General features: G+C 72.0%; 13 protein-coding genes and 1 pseudogene. 9 read left to right on the top strand and 5 right to left on the bottom strand.

All coding sequences use genetic code 11. The annotated features are described in order from the left end of the window. Nucleotides 1-645: 645 nt before the first annotated feature. Nucleotides 646-2,901 carry a mechanosensitive ion channel family protein gene (locus ADL15_RS08850; protein WP_083971022.1) on the bottom strand — a complete coding sequence of 752 codons (2,256 nt, stop codon included), beginning with the start codon at nt 2,899-2,901 and terminating at the stop codon, nt 646-648. 480 nt (nt 2,902-3,381) lie between these two features. On the opposite strand from ADL15_RS08850, the gene ADL15_RS08845 reads away from it, so the two are divergent. Both ADL15_RS08845 and ADL15_RS08840 read left to right on the top strand, forming a co-directional pair. Next, complete coding sequence (locus ADL15_RS08845; protein WP_067686958.1) at nt 3,382-5,505, top strand: ATP-binding SpoIIE family protein phosphatase; 2,124 nt, start codon at nt 3,382-3,384, stop codon at nt 5,503-5,505. Between the two features lie 219 nt (nt 5,506-5,724). Then, on the top strand, nt 5,725-6,489 hold the full coding sequence (locus tag ADL15_RS08840) for a VOC family protein (RefSeq protein ID WP_232343968.1): 765 nt from the start codon (nt 5,725-5,727) through the stop codon (nt 6,487-6,489). A 71-nt stretch (nt 6,490-6,560) separates the two neighbouring features. Here the strand turns inward: ADL15_RS08840 and ADL15_RS08835 are convergent, their stop codons facing one another. Next, nucleotides 6,561-7,154 (bottom strand): dihydrofolate reductase family protein, encoded by a 594-nt coding sequence (locus ADL15_RS08835; RefSeq protein WP_067686964.1) that lies wholly within the window; start codon nt 7,152-7,154, stop codon nt 6,561-6,563. Nucleotides 7,155-7,310: 156 nt separating this feature from the next. Between ADL15_RS08835 and ADL15_RS08830 the strand changes: the two genes are divergently transcribed. The 3 genes from ADL15_RS08830 (at nt 7,311) to ADL15_RS08820 (ending at nt 9,411) form a co-directional block, all read left to right on the top strand. Next, nucleotides 7,311-7,751, top strand: coding sequence for a MarR family winged helix-turn-helix transcriptional regulator (locus ADL15_RS08830; protein ID WP_067686948.1), 441 nt, complete (start codon nt 7,311-7,313; stop codon nt 7,749-7,751). 130 nt (nt 7,752-7,881) lie between these two features. Further along, the gene (locus ADL15_RS08825; protein ID WP_067686945.1) at nt 7,882-8,832 is read left to right on the top strand and encodes a pirin family protein; all 951 of its coding nucleotides are present in this window, start codon (nt 7,882-7,884) and stop codon (nt 8,830-8,832) included. 111 nt (nt 8,833-8,943) lie between these two features. Next, nucleotides 8,944-9,411 carry a GNAT family N-acetyltransferase gene (locus ADL15_RS08820; RefSeq protein WP_067686942.1) on the top strand — a complete coding sequence of 156 codons (468 nt, stop codon included), beginning with the start codon at nt 8,944-8,946 and terminating at the stop codon, nt 9,409-9,411. On the opposite strand, the gene ADL15_RS57005 is transcribed toward ADL15_RS08820, so the two are convergent. Further along, nucleotides 9,404-10,012, bottom strand: coding sequence for a Clp protease N-terminal domain-containing protein (locus tag ADL15_RS57005; RefSeq protein WP_067686939.1), 609 nt, complete (start codon nt 10,010-10,012; stop codon nt 9,404-9,406). The genes ADL15_RS08820 and ADL15_RS57005 overlap by 8 nt on opposite strands. A gap of 1 nt (nt 10,013) precedes the next feature. Beyond that, a complete protein-coding gene (locus tag ADL15_RS08810; RefSeq protein ID WP_067686936.1) occupies nt 10,014-10,250 on the bottom strand; it encodes a hypothetical protein in 237 nt (78 codons plus the stop codon). Between the two features lie 86 nt (nt 10,251-10,336). Here ADL15_RS08810 and ADL15_RS08805 point away from each other — a divergent pair, with 86 nt between their 5' ends. After that, nucleotides 10,337-11,533, top strand: a complete 1,197-nt coding sequence (locus tag ADL15_RS08805) for an aminopeptidase (RefSeq protein ID WP_067686934.1) — start codon at nt 10,337-10,339, stop codon at nt 11,531-11,533. A gap of 10 nt (nt 11,534-11,543) precedes the next feature. Here ADL15_RS08805 and ADL15_RS56390 read toward each other — a convergent pair whose 3' ends face one another. After that, complete coding sequence (locus ADL15_RS56390) at nt 11,544-11,669, bottom strand: hypothetical protein (RefSeq protein ID WP_269748320.1); 126 nt, start codon at nt 11,667-11,669, stop codon at nt 11,544-11,546. Between the two features lie 112 nt (nt 11,670-11,781). Between ADL15_RS56390 and ADL15_RS08800 the strand changes: the two genes are divergently transcribed. The 3 genes and pseudogenes from ADL15_RS08800 to ADL15_RS08790 form a co-directional block, all read left to right on the top strand. Next, on the top strand, nt 11,782-13,368 hold the full coding sequence (locus ADL15_RS08800) for a phospholipase D family protein (RefSeq protein WP_067686931.1): 1,587 nt from the start codon (nt 11,782-11,784) through the stop codon (nt 13,366-13,368). A gap of 81 nt (nt 13,369-13,449) precedes the next feature. Beyond that, nucleotides 13,450-14,727: a sensor histidine kinase gene (locus ADL15_RS08795; RefSeq protein ID WP_232343966.1), complete on the top strand. Its 1,278-nt coding sequence runs from the start codon at nt 13,450-13,452 to the stop codon at nt 14,725-14,727. A gap of 158 nt (nt 14,728-14,885) precedes the next feature. Continuing rightward, a pseudogene (locus ADL15_RS08790) lies at nt 14,886-15,524 on the top strand (response regulator transcription factor); the annotation flags it as partial. Nucleotides 15,525-15,951: the final 427 nt, after the last annotated feature.

The following is a 15,951-nucleotide window of genomic DNA, read 5'->3' as shown; positions in this document are numbered from 1 at the left end:
GCACCGAACCTCGGTGCCGGCCTGCAGCATTCCCACCCCGCCCACGCCCTCGCACCCCGATCTCCCCAGCCCGCCCGGCGCCGACCCGCGCACCGCACCTCGGCCTCCCGGCCCCTCGCCCCGCCCGGCCGTCAGCCCCAGCCCTAGCGGTTCGTCGTTCTCGGCGCCTACGCCCACCCAGCAGCCACAACTCACCAAGATCAAGCTGAAGCAGCAGAGCAACCAAGTGTGTGAAGTATCGGTGCGATACGCACCCAAAAACCCCACGCAACGGCCACAACAGCCAGCTGTGTGAAGTTGAGGTTCAGATCCGACCCCAACTTCACACGCTCAGCGGAACCGGCCGCGCAGCACCGACAGCGAGAGATACCAAGACGCCGATCACGGCAGGGAAGTCATCGCAACACCAGCGGCGCGCCAGCGCCCCCCAGCAAACCCCCGCAGTAACCAACGCGGGGCAGGGCCAGCCACCGGGGCCCCCGCAGTGCCAGCACCAGCGCAAACAGCAACATCACCGCAGGCGCCCGCAAGCGACCGCGAGGCAGCGCCTTGCGGCGCGATGTAACCGCGGCCCTGACTGCAAGACCGGCAGCGGTCGTCCATGCCGCCTCGGCTGGATGCGAGGCGGCATGGGTCTCGGGTGGGCTACTCGCCGGAGTTCCGTGCGGGAGAGCCGCCCTGAGTGCGCGTCGGGACGGTGGGGTCGTCGTCGGTGGCGGGGGTGGGGAGCACCTGGGTGCGTTCCGCTTCGGGCAGCGGGACGATCTGGGTGCGTTCACCGTCGCCGGCGTTGTCGATCACCACGGTCTGCTGCGGGCCGGGTGACCTGATCGCGGTCGTCTCGCCGTCCTCCGAACCGCTGGTGATCACTGTGGTCGTCTCGTCCTCAGTGGCGCCGGACGAACCGCCACCCGGCGACCCGCCCACCTCGCCGGACTCGGCGCTGCCCGCACCGACAACGGGCACCGTTTTCTCTTCCGCGCCGGTCTCCGCCGCAGCCTCGCCCGACCCCGCGCTCACGCCCGGCTCGCTCTCCCTCGCAGCGGAAGAAGCAGATCCCCGCCGGTCGTCGGCCGCGCCACCCGAATCAGGCGACTCAGACGTGCCCACCGGTCCCGGCTGACCAGATCCGTCAGCCGACTCCCCCTGCCCAGCCGAGCCGGCACCGTCCCGCACCTCAGCCGTGCCAGCCACATCCCGCGTCTCGGAATCGCCCACCAGATCATGCAGATCAAGCGTGCCCGTCACGTCCTGCGCACCGGCCGTTGCATCGTGCAGATCGAGCGTGCCCGTCGCATCTTGCGCGCCAGCCGTCGCACCGTGCAGGTCGAGCGTGCCCGTCGCGTCCTGCGCGCCAGCCGGGGACGTCGTGGAGGACGGGGACTGCTGATCCGGGCCGGCCGGGCGCACCCCCGGAGTCAGCACCGTCGGGTCGGAGATCAGCGGCTGACGGCCCGGGTCGGTCGGCTCGTCGTCGTGGCTGAACGGATGGCCGAAACCAGGGATGAAGTGCAGGCTGTCCTCCTCGCCGGGGATCGCCAGCACCTGGGTCTCGTCCTCCGGCTGGGCCCAGCGACGCTCCCGCTCGGTCCCCGGGGACGCGGCGGCGCGGGACTCCCGCCGGTCGATCTCGGCGCGACGCGCCTCGGCGGACCGTTGCGCCTCGGCCTGTCGCTGCTCCGCGGCGCGCTGCATCTCGAGACGTCGCTGTTCGTCGGCACGGCGGGACTCCTCCGCGCGGCGCGCCTCCTCAACGCGACGGGCCTCCGCGGCCAGCCGGGCCTCCTCCGCCCGGCGCACCTCCTCCGCCTTGCGGGCCTCCTCGGCGAGAGCCAGACGGGCCACCTCGGCCACCCGGGCCTCTTCCGCGCGAGCCAGACGGGCCTCCTCGGCCACCCGGGCCTTCTCGGCGCGAGCCTCCTCGGCCAGCCGAGCCTCTTCCGCGCGACGAGCCTCCGCAGCCAGCCGGGCCTCTTCCGCACGCCGGGCTTCCTCGGCGACCCGGGCCTCCTCCGCCTTGCGGGCCTCCTCGGCCAGCCGAGCCTCCTCCGCGCGGCGGGCCTCCTCCGCCTTGCGGGCCTCCTCGGCCAGCCGAGCCTCCTCCGCGCGGCGGGCCTCCTCCGCCTTGCGAGCCTCCTCGGCGAGAGCCAGACGGGCCTCCTCGGCGCGGCGTTCCTCCTCGGCGCGGGCCTCGGCCTGGCGGGCGCGCTCCTCGGCATACGCCCGGGCCTGCTCGCGGATCGCCACCGACTCCACGGCGGCCCGGTCCAGCCAGCCCTCCCAGCGGCCCTGCATCGGCCGGATGAGGCCGCCGCCGACACCCACGATGATCACGCCGGCGACGGTGGCCAGCACCGTGATCAGCAGGGCCCGGGTGACAGTGGTGGCGATGCCGACCTGGTCCAGACCGGCGATCACGCCGAGCGCGACGATCACCGTGGCGACCGCCTTGGCGAGCACCCGCGCGTAGCCGAGATCGCCGAGCACGGTCCGGATCAGGTCGTGCGCGGCACCGGCCATCGCGACCGCGACCACCACGATCAGGATCGCCACGAAGACCTGGGGCAGCCAGGCGATCAGGGAATTGAGCAGGGTGCTCACCTGGTTCGGCCCCCACAGGCCGAAGGCGAACTGCACGGCGATCAGCAGGACCGCCCAGTAGGCCAGGCGGGCGCAGAGCTTGACCGGGTCGGCGCCACGCAGCAGGCGGCCGGCCGGGCCGCTGCCGACGGCCCGGTCCAGGCCGACGCGGTGCAGGGCTTTCGCCGTCACCGTACGGGCGAGGCGGGCCAGCAGCCAGCCGACCAGCAGGACGGCGACGAACGCCAGCGCCACTGGCAGGTACAGCACCAGGGACCGCCACATGTCACTCACACCACGGCTCAACCCGTCGCCGGTCATCCGGCCTCCCTCGCTCCGCCCGGCCGCTCTCGCGACGCCTCTCCCGAACCTTAGGTCCCGGGTCTACCACCCGCCCCTGACAAGACGAGCCCCCGGCGGACGACAACCGACCGGCAAAAGGCGACGGATCAAGATCATGAGCGGGATCCGGGAAATCCGAGCTGCCGGAAACGAGCGACGAATCCGGAGAAGGCGACGAATCCGAAGGTCCGGAAGCCACGAATGGCGCAGCCGGCCCCACCACCGGCCGTTGTCCCGGTGCGGCCGGGCCCGCACCCGGAACCCGTACCGGAAGCCCGGCATCCTCATCCGGCCGTTCGATCACGGCCGCGGTCACAAATGATCAAGAAACACGCAGGCCCCAGTGGTTGGTCACCCAGGGTGACGGCCTGCGGGTAATCAGTCCGGCACACCGTCAAGAATCGGACGGTCGGCCGGTGCGACATCGTCCAAACGGCCCACCCGGGATAGGCTTTCCGCATGGTCGGCTCGGGAGCGGCACACCCGCCAGCGATCTCCACGCTGCCCGTGCAATCCGCGGCAGCCGGGGGATGCGCTGCTCTGGTGCACGCCCTCGACTGGTCGAGCACCCCGGTGGGGCCCATCGATCGCTGGGATCCCGCGGTGCGCGCCGCCGTCGATCTCCTGCTCGAGTCCCCGGTGTCGATGATGCTGGTGCACGGCGACGACTTCCGGGTGATCTACAACGACGCCTACGCGGTGGTGCTCGGCGACCTGCACCCGGCCGCGCTGGGCCGGCCGGCCGCGGAGGCGTTCGGCGAGGCGTGGGACCAGCCCGGGATGGGCGACGTGATCGCCCGGGTGTTCCGCACCGGCCAGCCCGTGCTGGAGCCGGAGAGCCAGGTGTCGCTGCGTCCGGGCGGCTCGGACCCGGCGTTCTACACCCGGGGTCACTCGGTGGTGCGCGACTCACGCGGCACGATCACCGGGGTGCTGACCGTGGCCGCCGAGACCACCCAGGTGATCCACCGGCTGCAGAGCCTCGGCGAGCTGACCGCCCGGCTGGCCGGCGCGCTCACCATCGACGACGTCACCCGGGTGGTCCTGGGCTACGCGATGGCCTCCTTCGACCTCGACCACTGCGCGCTGGCCGTCGACGACGGCCAGTCGTACCGGTTCGTCCGCCGGATCCGCGGCGAGATGCTGGACGAGGCCGACGAGCGCCTGCCGCCGGTCTGGCGCCGGGTCAACCCGGGGCCGGACGCGCCGCTGGCGGTGGCCGCGGAGACCGGGCGGGCGAGTTTCGTCGCCGACGGCGAGCCGCTGCGCGCCGTCGCACAGGACCGGCACGAGCGGCACGTCCGCTCACTGGCCGCGCTTCCGCTGCGCACCCCTTCGGTACGCGGTGCCTTGACCATGGGCTTCCGCCGCGCGCACGCCTGGCTCCCGGCCGAGCGGGCCCTGTTGCGCGCCGCCGCCGAGCTGGTCGCGCAGGCGGCCGAGCGGGCCCGCCGGTTCGAGGCCCAGCACGGCACCGCCCAGCTGCTGCAGCGCAGCATGCTCCCGGAGCACCTGCCCGAGCTGGACACGTTCCGCATCGCCGCGCGCTACGACGTGGGTGTCGACGGCAACGCGGCGGGTGGCGACTTCTACGACGCGTTCCGGCTCGCCGACGGCCGGCTGGCGATGGTCCTCGGCGACGTGGCCGGGCACGACGTGCGCGCCGCCGCGGTGATGGGCCAGGTCCGGGCGGCGTTGCGAGCCCTCGCGCTGACCGATCCGGCCCCGCCGAGCGTGCTGGCCGGGCTGGACCGGCTGGTCACCTCGCTGGGCGCCGAGTCCCGGAACGAGGAGATCTTCGTGACCGTGGTCTACGGCGTGCTGGACCCGACCGACGGCTCGATCACCCTGTCCAGCGCCGGCCATCCGCCGCCGGTGCTGCGCCGCGCCGGGCGGGGCGGCGAGCGGGCCACCGCCGAGCTGGTGAAGGTGCCGCCGGGTGCGCCGCTGGGGCTGGGCGGCCGCTGGCAGACCGGCGCGCTGACCCTGGAGCCGGGCGACACCATCCTGATGTACAGCGACGGCGTGGTGGAGCGCCGCGACCGCCCGCTGAACGCCGGACTGGACGCCCTGGTGGCGGCCGCCGCCGGTTCGGCGAGCGGCGATCCGCGGAACATGTGCTCGCTGGCCACCGCCGCGGTCGAGGGCACCACCGACGACGACGTGGCGGTGCTCGCGGTCGAGCACGCCCTGGCGATGAGCCGGTCGGCGACCATGCAGGTGGCGGCGGAGCCGACCGGGCCGAGCCGGGTCCGGCAGTGGATGACCACCCGGCTGCGCGAGTGGCAGGTGCCCGAGCCGGTGATCGGCGCGGCGATCCTGTGCACCAGCGAGCTGACCACGAACGCGCTGCTGCACGCCGGCACCCCGGCGCAGGTGCACATCGACCTGAATGCGGAGCGCCTGCTGGTCTCGGTGGCCGACACCGGCACCCGGGGCAGTGTGATCCGGGCCCGGGCCGACGCGATGGCCAGCCGCGGCCGCGGCCTGGGCCTGATCGAAGAGCTCAGCGACACGTGGGGCACCGACCCGACAGTGCGTGGTTCCACTGTCTGGTTCGAGATGCTACTCAACAGACAGTAACAACGCGCACTCTCGATGCGAACCTTCCGTGCCGCCAATATGAACGATCTTCCACATCTGAGGCATTCTCGCGACCGGTATCACCTGGATCACTTGGCCGCTCACGCTAAGTAGTTTAATACTGCTCTAAACCGGACAATGAACCGTACGGTGGTGACGAAGCGTTATCAGTGCCGTAGAGTGCTCAGATAACTGGGGACGTCCATCATGGAGCGGCACATGCGGATCAGAGGCTATGCACCACTGACACCCAACTGGGTGGAACTGGCGAGTGCGGACCCTGCGCGAGCGGCGCAGTTCTACGGAGAGTTGTTCGGCTGGGAGTCAGCCGGTGATCGTTTCAAGCTGAACGGGCGCGCCGTGGCGGGGCTGACCCGCAGCGGGGCGGACCGTCCGGACGGGTGGCTGACGCATCTCAGCACGCCCGACCTCGAGGACACCCTGGAGCAGGTGGCCCTGGCCGGCGGCACCTGCGTGAGCCACCCGGCCGACGCACACGGCGGGCGCCGGGCGATCGTGGCCGACCCGGCCGGTGCGCTGATCGGGCTCTGGGAGCCGACCGACTTTGCGGGGGCGCAAGCGGGCGGCGAACCGGGCACGATGTCCTGGCCGGAACTGATCACTGACGACCCGCACCAGGCGGCGCGGTTCTACGGGTCGGCGTTCGGCTGGCTGCTGCGTCACGACTTCGGTGTCGGCGAGTGGCTCAACCAGGCGCACGACGCCATCGCGGGCCTGACCTCGGGCTACCGTGGCGCCTGGTGGCGTGCGGCGTTCCAGGTCGAGGACATCTCCGCGGCGGTGGACCACTGCGAGCGTCTCGGCGGCGCACTCCTGGCCGAGCCCACCGAGGACGGCCTGACCGAGTTCGCCGTGCTGCGGGACCCGTTCGGCGCCCGGTTCACGGTGGCCGCTCCGGTGCATCACCCGGTCGAGCTGACCGTCTCGCTGAGCTCGATGGTGGCGCTGCCCGCCTTCGAGTGACCGATCAGGCACACAGCTTCACCTGTGCGGAAAGGCCGACCCCTCGGGGCCGGCCTTTCGCCTGTCACGGGTCAGCCGGCCCGCTGGTAGGTCAGGACGAGCGCGCCACTCTTCAGCACGGTGTGGTCGGTCAGCTCCCAGGCCTGCGGCTGGAACGCCGCCTCCCGGCCGAACAGCGGGATCCCGGCGCCGATGGTCAGCGGCGCCAGTTTGACCACGAGCTGGTCGATCTCCGGCAGGAGTGCCCCGGCGAGCGCGCCACCCCCGATGATCCAGATGTCCTTGCCGTCCTCCCGCTTGAGCTCACGCACCCGGGTGATCGGGTCACCGGAGACCACCTCGACCGCCGGGTCCGGGCTCGCCGTCAGCGTCCGGGAGAAGACCAGGTGCCGCAGGTGCGGGTAGGCGTCGGTGACCCCGGCCGCCAGCCCGACACCGTACGAGTGACGCCCCTCGAGAGCCGTGTCGAACCGGCTGCCCTCCCCGGTGATGCCGAGCGCCTGCCGGGCCGGGCCGGGCAACGTCTCCGGGTACTCCGCGATCAGGTGTCCCAGGTAGTCCTCCGGGAGCGGCCAGAACCCGCCGGGGCCGGTCGGGTCGGCGCCGTCCGGCCCGGCGATGAAGCCGTCCAGGGTGGTCGCGATGCAGTACACGAGCTTGCGCACAAACGATCCCATCATCTCGAACGGTGCCGGACCACTCCAGCCCGGCGGTGCTCCGCGGTCCGGGCGGACCGCCTGCCGTGCGTTGTCCACCACGGAACCCTGCCCAGGTCGTACCATATCTTTGTTCTTAAGATTTTAAGGAGTAAGGTTCGAACCATGGCCGAACCGCTCAGTGGGACCCAGTTGAAGCACTGGCAGACGTATGTCGAGAGCTCGTGGGCGCTGCACACCCGGCTCGAGGACGAGCTGCGGGCGGCGACAGGCCTGAGCATGAACGACTACCACGTGCTGGTCGCGCTCACCGAGGCGCCGGACCGCCGGATCCGGATGGGTGAGCTGGCCAACCGGCTGGTGCTCTCGCCGAGCCGGATCACCTACCAGATCACCTCGATGGTCAAACGCGGACTCGTGGAGAAGCAGAGTTGTGCCGACGACGGGCGCGGCCAGGAGGCCCTGATCACCGAGCGGGGTCTGGCGGCGCTGCGCGACGCCGCTCCGGCACACCTGGAGACCGTCCGGCGCAGCTTCATCGACCACCTGGACGACGAGGAGCTGGCCGCGATCGGCCGTGCCTTCGCCAAAATCCGCAAGGCCTGAGGCCGGCACCTCCGCAAGATCCGCGAGGCCGGCGGCCCGTGCCGCGATCTTCTTCAGTTTTTAAGCTAAACCCTGGTATTTCAGTTTTGAAAGAGCTACGCTGACCTCACCGAAGTCTGGAGGGCTCGAAATGCCTGCTATCACCGTCGACGACGTCCTGGTCCTGCCCCGCCTGCCGAAGCTCGACCCGGTCACGACCGACTACCGGCCGATCCGCCGGCTGACCACCGCGCCCAAGGGCTTCGAGGGCGAGGGTTTCCCGGTCCGCCGCGCGTTCGCCGGGGTGCCGGTCAGCGAGCTCGACCCGTTCATCCACCTGGACCAGATGGGCGAGATCGACTACGCGCCGGGCGAGCCGAAGGGCACGCCGTGGCACCCGCACCGCGGTTTCGAGACCGTCACCTACATGATCGACGGCATCATGGACCACCAGGACTCGCTGGGTGGCGGCGGCTCGATCACCAACAGCGACACCCAGTGGATGACCGCCGGCGCCGGCATCCTGCACATCGAGGCCCCGCCGGAGCATCTGGTGACCAGCGGCGGCCTGTTCCACGGCCTGCAGCTCTGGGTCAACCTGCCGCGCGCGGCCAAGATGATCGACCCGAAGTACCAGGACATCCGCGGCAAGCAGTCCGCGCTGCTGACCACTCCGGACGGCGGCGCGCTGATCCGGGTGATCGCCGGCGAGATCGCCGGGCAGTCCGGCCCGGGCTCCACGTTCACCCCGATCAACCTGGCGCACGTCACCATGCAGCCCGGCTCCCGGCTCGACCTGCCGTGGCAGCCCGACTACAACGCGCTGGTCTACGCGCTCTCCGGCGACGGCTTCGTCGGCCCCGACCTGCGACCGATCACTCTCGGACAGCTGGCCACCTACGGCCCCGGCGACGCGATCCGCGTCGAGGCGAAGACCGAGCTGGACCTCTTCATCATGGGTGGCCGCCCGATCCGCGAGCCGGTCGCGCAGTACGGACCGTTCGTGATGAACACGCAGGCCGAGCTCAAGCAGGCTTTCGAAGATTTCCAGAAGGGGCGGTTGGGCACCATCCCGGCAGTCCGTCTGCCGCACACCGACTGACCCCATATGGTACGACCTGGGCACAGTCCCGGGTGGGAGCACCGCGAGGCAGGCGGTCCGTCCCGGCCCCGGCGCGACCGCTGGGATGTGGCGGTCCGCTAGCCTCGGACCGTGCTGATCCGCCCGGGCTCCCCCGCCGACGCCGCCGAGATCGTCCGCCTCCGCGCCGTGCTGCTGCACACCTTCGACGACCCGGGCTGGAACGACGACTGGCGCGCCCCGGCCCTGGCCGCCCTGACCGGACAGCTCGGCCGCGCCGAGGCGACCCTCGCGGCGTTCGTCGTCGACCGTCCCGGCGGCGCCGGCCTGGCCGCCTGCGCGCTCGGCGGCATCGAGCAGCGCCTCGGCAACCCGTCGAACCCGGACGGCCGGGTCGGTTACGTCTACAACGTCGTCACCGACCCGGACATGCGGCGCCGCGGATTCTCCCGGGGATGCACGACCGCCCTGCTCGGCTGGTTCCGGGAGCGCGGGGTGCGCGCCGTCGACCTGCGCGCCTCGCCCGACGGCGAGGCGCTCTACGAGTCCCTCGGCTTCCGGCGCACCCAGCAGCCGGGCATGCGCCTGAAGCTCAGCTGACCCGGGTCTCCAGCGAGCGCACCAGATCGGCGCGCAGCCGCTCGACGTCCACCTCGCGCTCCGTCAGGACCAGCATCGCCAGGCCCTCGCCCTCGCGGATCATCCCGAGCATCAGGTGCTCCGGCGCGATGAACTTGTGGCCCAGCCGAAGCGCCTCGCGCAGTGCCAGCTCCAGCACCTTCTTGTTCCGCCGGGAGAACGGCAGGTGCCCGGAGGAGGCGTAGAACTTCCCGAAGATCCCCCGCTTCTTCGGTGCGGGCCGGGGCAGGTTCAGCGCGCCGGCCCCGAAGTTCTCCTCGATCGCGGCCCGGACCGCCGCCGGGTCGATACCGATCGCTCTGAGCGCGGCAGCGTCCTCGGCGTCCCGGTCGGCCACCGCGGCCGCCTCGTCACTGCGGTCGCCGGTGTGCGCGACGACGGCGTCCCGGACGGTGGCCCGGTCGACGCCGGCCGCCCGCAGCACGTCGGCCGCGCCACTCTCTGCGGTGAGCAGCGCGAGCAGCACGTGCTCGGTTCCGATCACCGGATGGCCCAGGTCCCGTGATTGCACCTGGGCGTCGATCACCACTGCGCGCGCGCTCTGGGTGAATCGTTCGAACATCTCAGCCCTCCCGCGGGTCGTTCATCGGCATCAGGTGCGCGTGCTTCTTGTGTACGCCCTGGCGGGTCACGTCGAGCGCGTCGGCGATCTCCTGCCAGGACCAGCCCTTGCGTCGGGCGTTGGCCACCTGCAGGTGTTCCAAGCCCTCCAGCAGGCGGCGCAGCGCCACCACCGCACGGAGCCCGACCCGGGGGTCGGCGCTGCCCGCGGCGGCGGCGAGGTCGGTAGCCTCGGTCATGGGTGTCAACCTACGTTGACACCACGCCAGTGTCAACCACGGTTGACGGGCCGTCCGGCGATCCCGCGAGGCCTAGACTTTTCGGCATGGATTGGATCAAGCGCTTCGCCGATGTCGTCGTCCGTGCCGGGATCAACGTCCAGCCCGGGCAGGGCGTGGTCCTGAACTTCGACTCCGCCCACCTGGAGATCGCCCGCGCCGTGGTCGAGGCGGCCTACGCGGCCGGCGCGTCCTGGGTCGAGCCGATCAGCAGCGACGGCCCGATGCGCCGCTCCGCGGTCGACCACGCGAGCCTCGAGGACCTGCAGGCCAGCCGGCCCTGGGCAGTGCAGCGCACCCGCGAGTGGGCCGAGCAGGGCGCCGCCTGGATCGCCCTGGTCGGTGACGCCGACCCGCACGTGCTCGACGGCGCCGACCCGCAGAAGGCCGCCGCGAAGCGGATGGAGGAGGTCCTCGCCCACCGCGACGCCGTGATGGGCAAACTGCGCTGGACCATCGTCGGCGCGCCGAACCCGGGCTGGGCCACCCAGATCTTCGGCGAACCCGACGTGGAGCGGCTCTGGAACGCCGTCGGCACCGCGATGCGCCTGGACGAGGCCGACCCGGCCCGGGCCTGGCAGGAACGGGCCGCGACGCTCGCCGCACGCGGGGCCGCGCTGGAGGCGCTCGAGCTGACCGAGATCCGGTACCACGGCGAGGGCACCGACCTGACCGTCGGGCTGATCCCCGGCTGCATCTGGACCGGCGGCGGGATGGTCGACGGCGCCGGCATCGCGTACATGCCGAACATCCCCACCGAGGAGGTGTTCACCAGCCCGGACCGCAACCGCGCGGACGGCGTGCTGCGGCTGACCAAGCCCCTGGTGCTGCCGGCCGGGATGGTCACCGGGCTGCGGCTGACCTTCGCCGGCGGCCGGATCACCGAGGTCTCCGCCGACCAGGGCGCCGACCTCGTCGAGGCGCAGCTGGCCACCGACGAGGGCGCGCGCTACCTGGGCGAGGTGTCCCTGGTCGACCGGGACAGCCGGATCGCCAAGGCCGGGATCGTCTTCCACAACACGCTCTTCGACGAGAACGCCGGCTGTCACGTGGCGTGGGGGCAGAGCTTCCCGTTCGCGGTGCCGGGCGGGATGGCGATGAGCGGAGCCGACCGCGAGGCGCTCGGCCTGAACAACTCCGGCGTGCACACCGACGTGGTGATCGGCGGCGACGGCATCACGGTCACCGGCACCGGCCCGAAGGGCACCATCGACATCATCCGCGCCGACGAGTGGGTGCTGTGACGCAACGCTCCTAGGACATCAGCAGGATCGCCGTGGTGCCCAGCAACACCAACATCAACACCGCGATGAGCAGGCCGGTCTCGGCGGCCTGCGGGTTCTCGGGGACGACGGTGCTGGTCATCGGCTCGCTGCTCATGCTGGTGTTCCTCCGCTGAAGGGGACGCGACGATCGGGGGTGATCGCGTAGACGTGCGCGGGGCGCTCGGGGGGCATACGGTGAGGGCGTCGTCGACCTCAGAGGATTGCCTGTGCCAACGGAGGACTGGCTGCTCACCGCCGCCGAACGCGGCAACCCGCACACCGACATACCCACGTGGTGCGCGGGAAACACCGCCGAGCCGCTCATTCACGGAAAAACGTATTTCGCCCGGTTGATGACCGAGGTGGAGAAGCTGAAGTCCGGTGACCACCTGCTGTTCACCGACTGGCGGGGCGACCCGGACGAGCGGCTGCGCGACGACGATCCGACCACGATCGCCGAGCTGTTCGCGGCGGCCGCCCGCCGGGGCGTGATCGTCAAGGGCCTGCTGTGGCGGTCCCATCTGGACAAGCTCGCGTACAGCGAGGAGGAGAACCGCAACCTCAGCGACAAGATCGCCGAGGCCGGCGGTGAGGTGCTGCTCGACCAGCGGGTCCGGCGCGGCGGCTCGCACCACCAGAAGCTGGTCGTGCTGCGGCACCCGGGCCGGCCCGAGCTGGACGTGGCGTTCGCCGGCGGCATCGACCTGTGCCACAGCCGCCGGGACGACGCGGATCACCACGGCGATCCGCAGGCGGTGCGGATGGCGAAGGCGTACGGGCCCACCCCGCCCTGGCACGACCTGCAGCTGGAGCTGCGCGGGCCGGTGGTCGGCGCGCTGGACCTGACGTTCCGGGAACGCTGGTGCGATCCGGCGCCGCTCGATCAGCACGGCCCGATCTCCACGCTGATGGACACGCTGCGGCACGCCGACCTGCACGCCGACCGGTTGCCGGAGCAGCCGCCCGACCCGCCGGTCTGCGGCCCGATGACCGTGCAGGTGCTGCGAACCTATCCGGCGATGCGCCCGAAATACACGTTCGCCCCGCTCGGCGAGCAGACCGTGGCCCGCGGCTACACCAAGGCGATCAAGCGGGCCCGCCGGCTGATCTACCTGGAGGACCAGTACCTCTGGTCCTCCGAGGTGGCCGAGCTGTTCGCCGACGCGCTGCGGACCAACCCTGACCTGCACCTGATCGCGGTGGTGCCGCGCCACCCGGACGTGGACGGCCGGTTCGCGCTGCCGCCCAACCAGGTCGGCCGGGAACAGGCCATCAACCTGTGCAAGAACGCCGCACCCGACCGGGTGCACGTGTTCGACCTGGAGAACCACGCGGGCACCCCGATCTACGTGCACGCCAAGGTCTGTGTGATCGACGACGTGTGGTGCAGCGTGGGCAGCGACAACTTCAACCGTCGTTCGTGGACCCACGACAGCGAGCTGTCCAACGCGATCCTCGACGACACCCGCGATCCGCGCGCGCCGCACGACCCGGCCGGGCTCGGCGACGGGGCCCGGCGTTTCCCTCGCGAACTACGGCTCGCGCTGGCGCTCGAGCATCTGGACCGCTCGTCCGACCAGGCCGATGACCTGCTGGATCCGACTTCTTTCGTACGAACGATGACCGCGACCGCCGAGCGCCTCCGCGACTGGCGCGACGCCGGCCGCCGTGGCCCTCGCCCGCCGGGCCGGTTGATCCCGCACGAGACCGAGAGCCTTCCGTGGTTCCAGCGGGTCTGGGCCACCCCGGCGTACCGCCTGATCTACGACCCGGACGGCCGTCCCTGGCGCGACCGGCGAGCCCGCCGCTGGTGACCTCCGGGGTATGCCTAGGTATACCCCGGGCCGGGTGGTAGCGGGATGGGCTGGGCGCCCGCGGTTGCCTACGGTGAATTCGTGTCCACCTCGAGCCTGAGCGCCGCCCTTCGCGACCGCCACTACCTGATCAGTCCCTGGCCCTGGCGATCCTCGGCCTTCCTGGCCGGCACCGCGATCGTCAGTGCGCCGCTCGCCTTCGGCCTCTGGCTGGTGCTGCTCCCGTTCCTGGTGGCCGGCCGCCAGATCTACCACGGGGAGCTGCCCGACCCGGCCGTCGTCGTCCTGACCGTGATCGCGACCGGGCTGCTGCTCGGCGGCGCGCCCCTGGTCGCGCTGCCGGTCGCCGCCCTGGAGCGCCGCCGGCTCCGGCTGGTCGACCCGCGCCCGCTGCGCGTCGGCAACCGCTTGCTCGACCTCGCCGCCCGGTTCCGCGACGAGGCCACCTGGCGGGCGGTGCTCTACACGCTGCTGCTGGCCCTGCTCGCGCCGCCGATCCTGTTCGGCGCGTTCCTGGCGCTGTTCGCCGAGGCGCTGATGGTGGCGAGCCCGTTCGGCCTCGGCACCTGGCAGTTCGGGACGTATGAGGTGCACGGCGGCCTGGCGAGCATCCCGCTCTGCCTGCTCGGGGTGCTGCTCGCGCCGGCCTGGCTCTACCTGGCCGGCGCGCTCGCCGCCGGGCACGCCGTGCTGCTGCGCCGGCTGCTCGGTGCCGGCGACCCGCTGCGCGACCAGCTCGGCGAGGTGGCCCAGTCCCGGGCCCGGCTGGCCGACGCGTTCGACGCCGAGCGCCGCCGGATCGAACGCGACCTGCACGACGGCGCCCAGCACCGGCTCACCAGCCTCACCCTGCACCTCGGCATGGCCCGGCTGGACCTGCCGGACGACTCGCCCGCCTCGGCGCCGCTCGGGCTGGCGCACAGCCAGGCCAAGGAGCTGATGGTGGTGCTGCGCGACCTGGTGCACGGGATCCGCCCGCAGGTGCTCACCGATCTCGGGTTGCCGGCCGCGCTGCGCGAGCTGGCCGCGAGCTCACCGGTCCCGGTCACGGTCGACGCCCGGATCGCCGCGCGGCCGCCGGAGAGCATCGAGACCACGGCATATTTCGTGGCCGCCGAGGCGCTGACGAACGTCGCCAAGCACGCCCGCGCCACCCGGGCGGGGGTCCGGGTGACCGGCGACGGCACCCGGGTCGAGCTGGAGATCGAGGACAACGGACGAGGTGGCGCCGACCCGTCCACCGGCAGCGGCCTGACCGGCCTCGCCGACCGGGTGGCCGCCGCCGGCGGCCGCTTGCTGCTGGCCAGCCCGGTCGGCGGCCCGACGCTGCTGCGAGTCGAGCTCCCATGCCCCCGATGACCACCCCACCCAGCCCACAGCCGCCGACCAACACAGAAGCAGGCAGCCCGGGCGCGGGCGGACCGGGCGCTCCGCTCACGGGCGGCCCGGGCGCTCCGCTCACGGGCGGCCCGGGCGCGGGCGGACCGGGCGCGGGCGGACCGGGCGCGGGCGGTGCGCGTGTCGTTCTCGCCGAGGACGGGGTGTTGCTGCGTGAGGGGCTGATCGGGGTGCTGGGCCGGTTCGGTTTCCGGGTGGTGGACGCGGTCGGCGACGCCGAGCACCTGATGGTGTCGGTCGGCACGCACCAGCCCGACCTGGTGATCACCGACATCAAGATGCCGCCCGGGTTCCGCGACGAGGGCCTGCGAGCCGCGGTCCAGTTGCGCCGGGAGCGGCCCGGCCTGCCGGTGGTAGTGCTGAGCCAATACGTGCAGGACGAATACGCCACCGACCTGATCGCCACCGGCGACGGCGTCGGCTACCTGCTCAAGGACCGGGTCGCCGACATCGAGGACTTCGTCGCGGCGCTGCGAACGGTGCTGGCCGGCGGCACGGTCCTCGACCCGGAGGTGGTCCGGCGGCTCCTGCACCGGCCCCGGGATCCGCTGGCCGGGCTGTCCCCGCGGGAGCGCACGGTGCTCGGCCTGATCGCCGAGGGCCGGTCGAACTCGGCGATCGCCGGCGCCCTCTTCGTCAGCGACCCCGCGGTCGGCAAGCACATCGGCAACATCCTGGCCAAACTCGGCCTCCCACCGACCGACGACACCAACCGCCGAGTCCTCGCCGTCCTCACCTACCTCAACGCCCGCCCCTGACCCACCAGCCACCCCAAGCAAGCGTGTGAAGTTACGGCGCGCTCCGCACCCAAAGTCCCCACACAACCACCGTCACAAGCAAGCGTGTGAAGTTACGGCGCGCTCCGCACCCAAAGTCCCCACACAACCACCGTCACAAGCGAGCGTGTGAAGTTGTGGTGCGCAGCGCACCCAAAGTCCCCACACAACCGCCGTCACAGGTGAGCGTGTGAAGTTGTGGTGCGCAGCGCACCCAAAGTCCCCACACAACGGCTGCGACGGGTGAGCGTGTGAAGTTGTGGTGCGCTCCGTGCCGAAAAGGCCCGCGGAACGGTCGCGACGGGTGAGCGTGTGAAGTTGCGAGATGGACCGCGGGGTGGGGCTGTCAGCGGCGGGGGGGGGGGAGGGGGCAGGGTTGGGGGGGCTGGATCGGGGGGGGGGGGGGGCC

Origin of the sequence: Actinoplanes awajinensis subsp. mycoplanecinus, from assembly GCF_001509495.1 — a bacterium.
Classification (GTDB): Bacteria; Actinomycetota; Actinomycetes; order Mycobacteriales; family Micromonosporaceae; genus Actinoplanes; species Actinoplanes palleronii.
The sequence above is the reverse complement of the archived record's forward strand: the minus strand, read 5'-3'. Positions and strand labels throughout refer to the sequence as shown.

Coding starts and splice junctions, on each gene's coding strand:
- ADL15_RS08830 (WP_067686948.1), top strand. CDS start 7,311: ATGGCCGAACCGCTCAGTGGGACCCAGTTGAAGCACTGGCAGACGTAT.
- ADL15_RS08825 (WP_067686945.1), top strand. CDS start 7,882: ATGCCTGCTATCACCGTCGACGACGTCCTGGTCCTGCCCCGCCTGCCG.
- ADL15_RS08810 (WP_067686936.1), bottom strand. CDS start 10,250: ATGACCGAGGCTACCGACCTCGCCGCCGCCGCGGGCAGCGCCGACCCC.
- ADL15_RS08840 (WP_232343968.1), top strand. CDS start 5,725: ATGCGGATCAGAGGCTATGCACCACTGACACCCAACTGGGTGGAACTG.
- ADL15_RS57005 (WP_067686939.1), bottom strand. CDS start 10,012: ATGTTCGAACGATTCACCCAGAGCGCGCGCGCAGTGGTGATCGACGCC.
- ADL15_RS08850 (WP_083971022.1), bottom strand. CDS start 2,901: ATGACCGGCGACGGGTTGAGCCGTGGTGTGAGTGACATGTGGCGGTCC.
- ADL15_RS08805 (WP_067686934.1), top strand. CDS start 10,337: ATGGATTGGATCAAGCGCTTCGCCGATGTCGTCGTCCGTGCCGGGATC.
- ADL15_RS56390 (WP_269748320.1), bottom strand. CDS start 11,669: ATGAGCAGCGAGCCGATGACCAGCACCGTCGTCCCCGAGAACCCGCAG.
- ADL15_RS08845 (WP_067686958.1), top strand. CDS start 3,382: ATGGTCGGCTCGGGAGCGGCACACCCGCCAGCGATCTCCACGCTGCCC.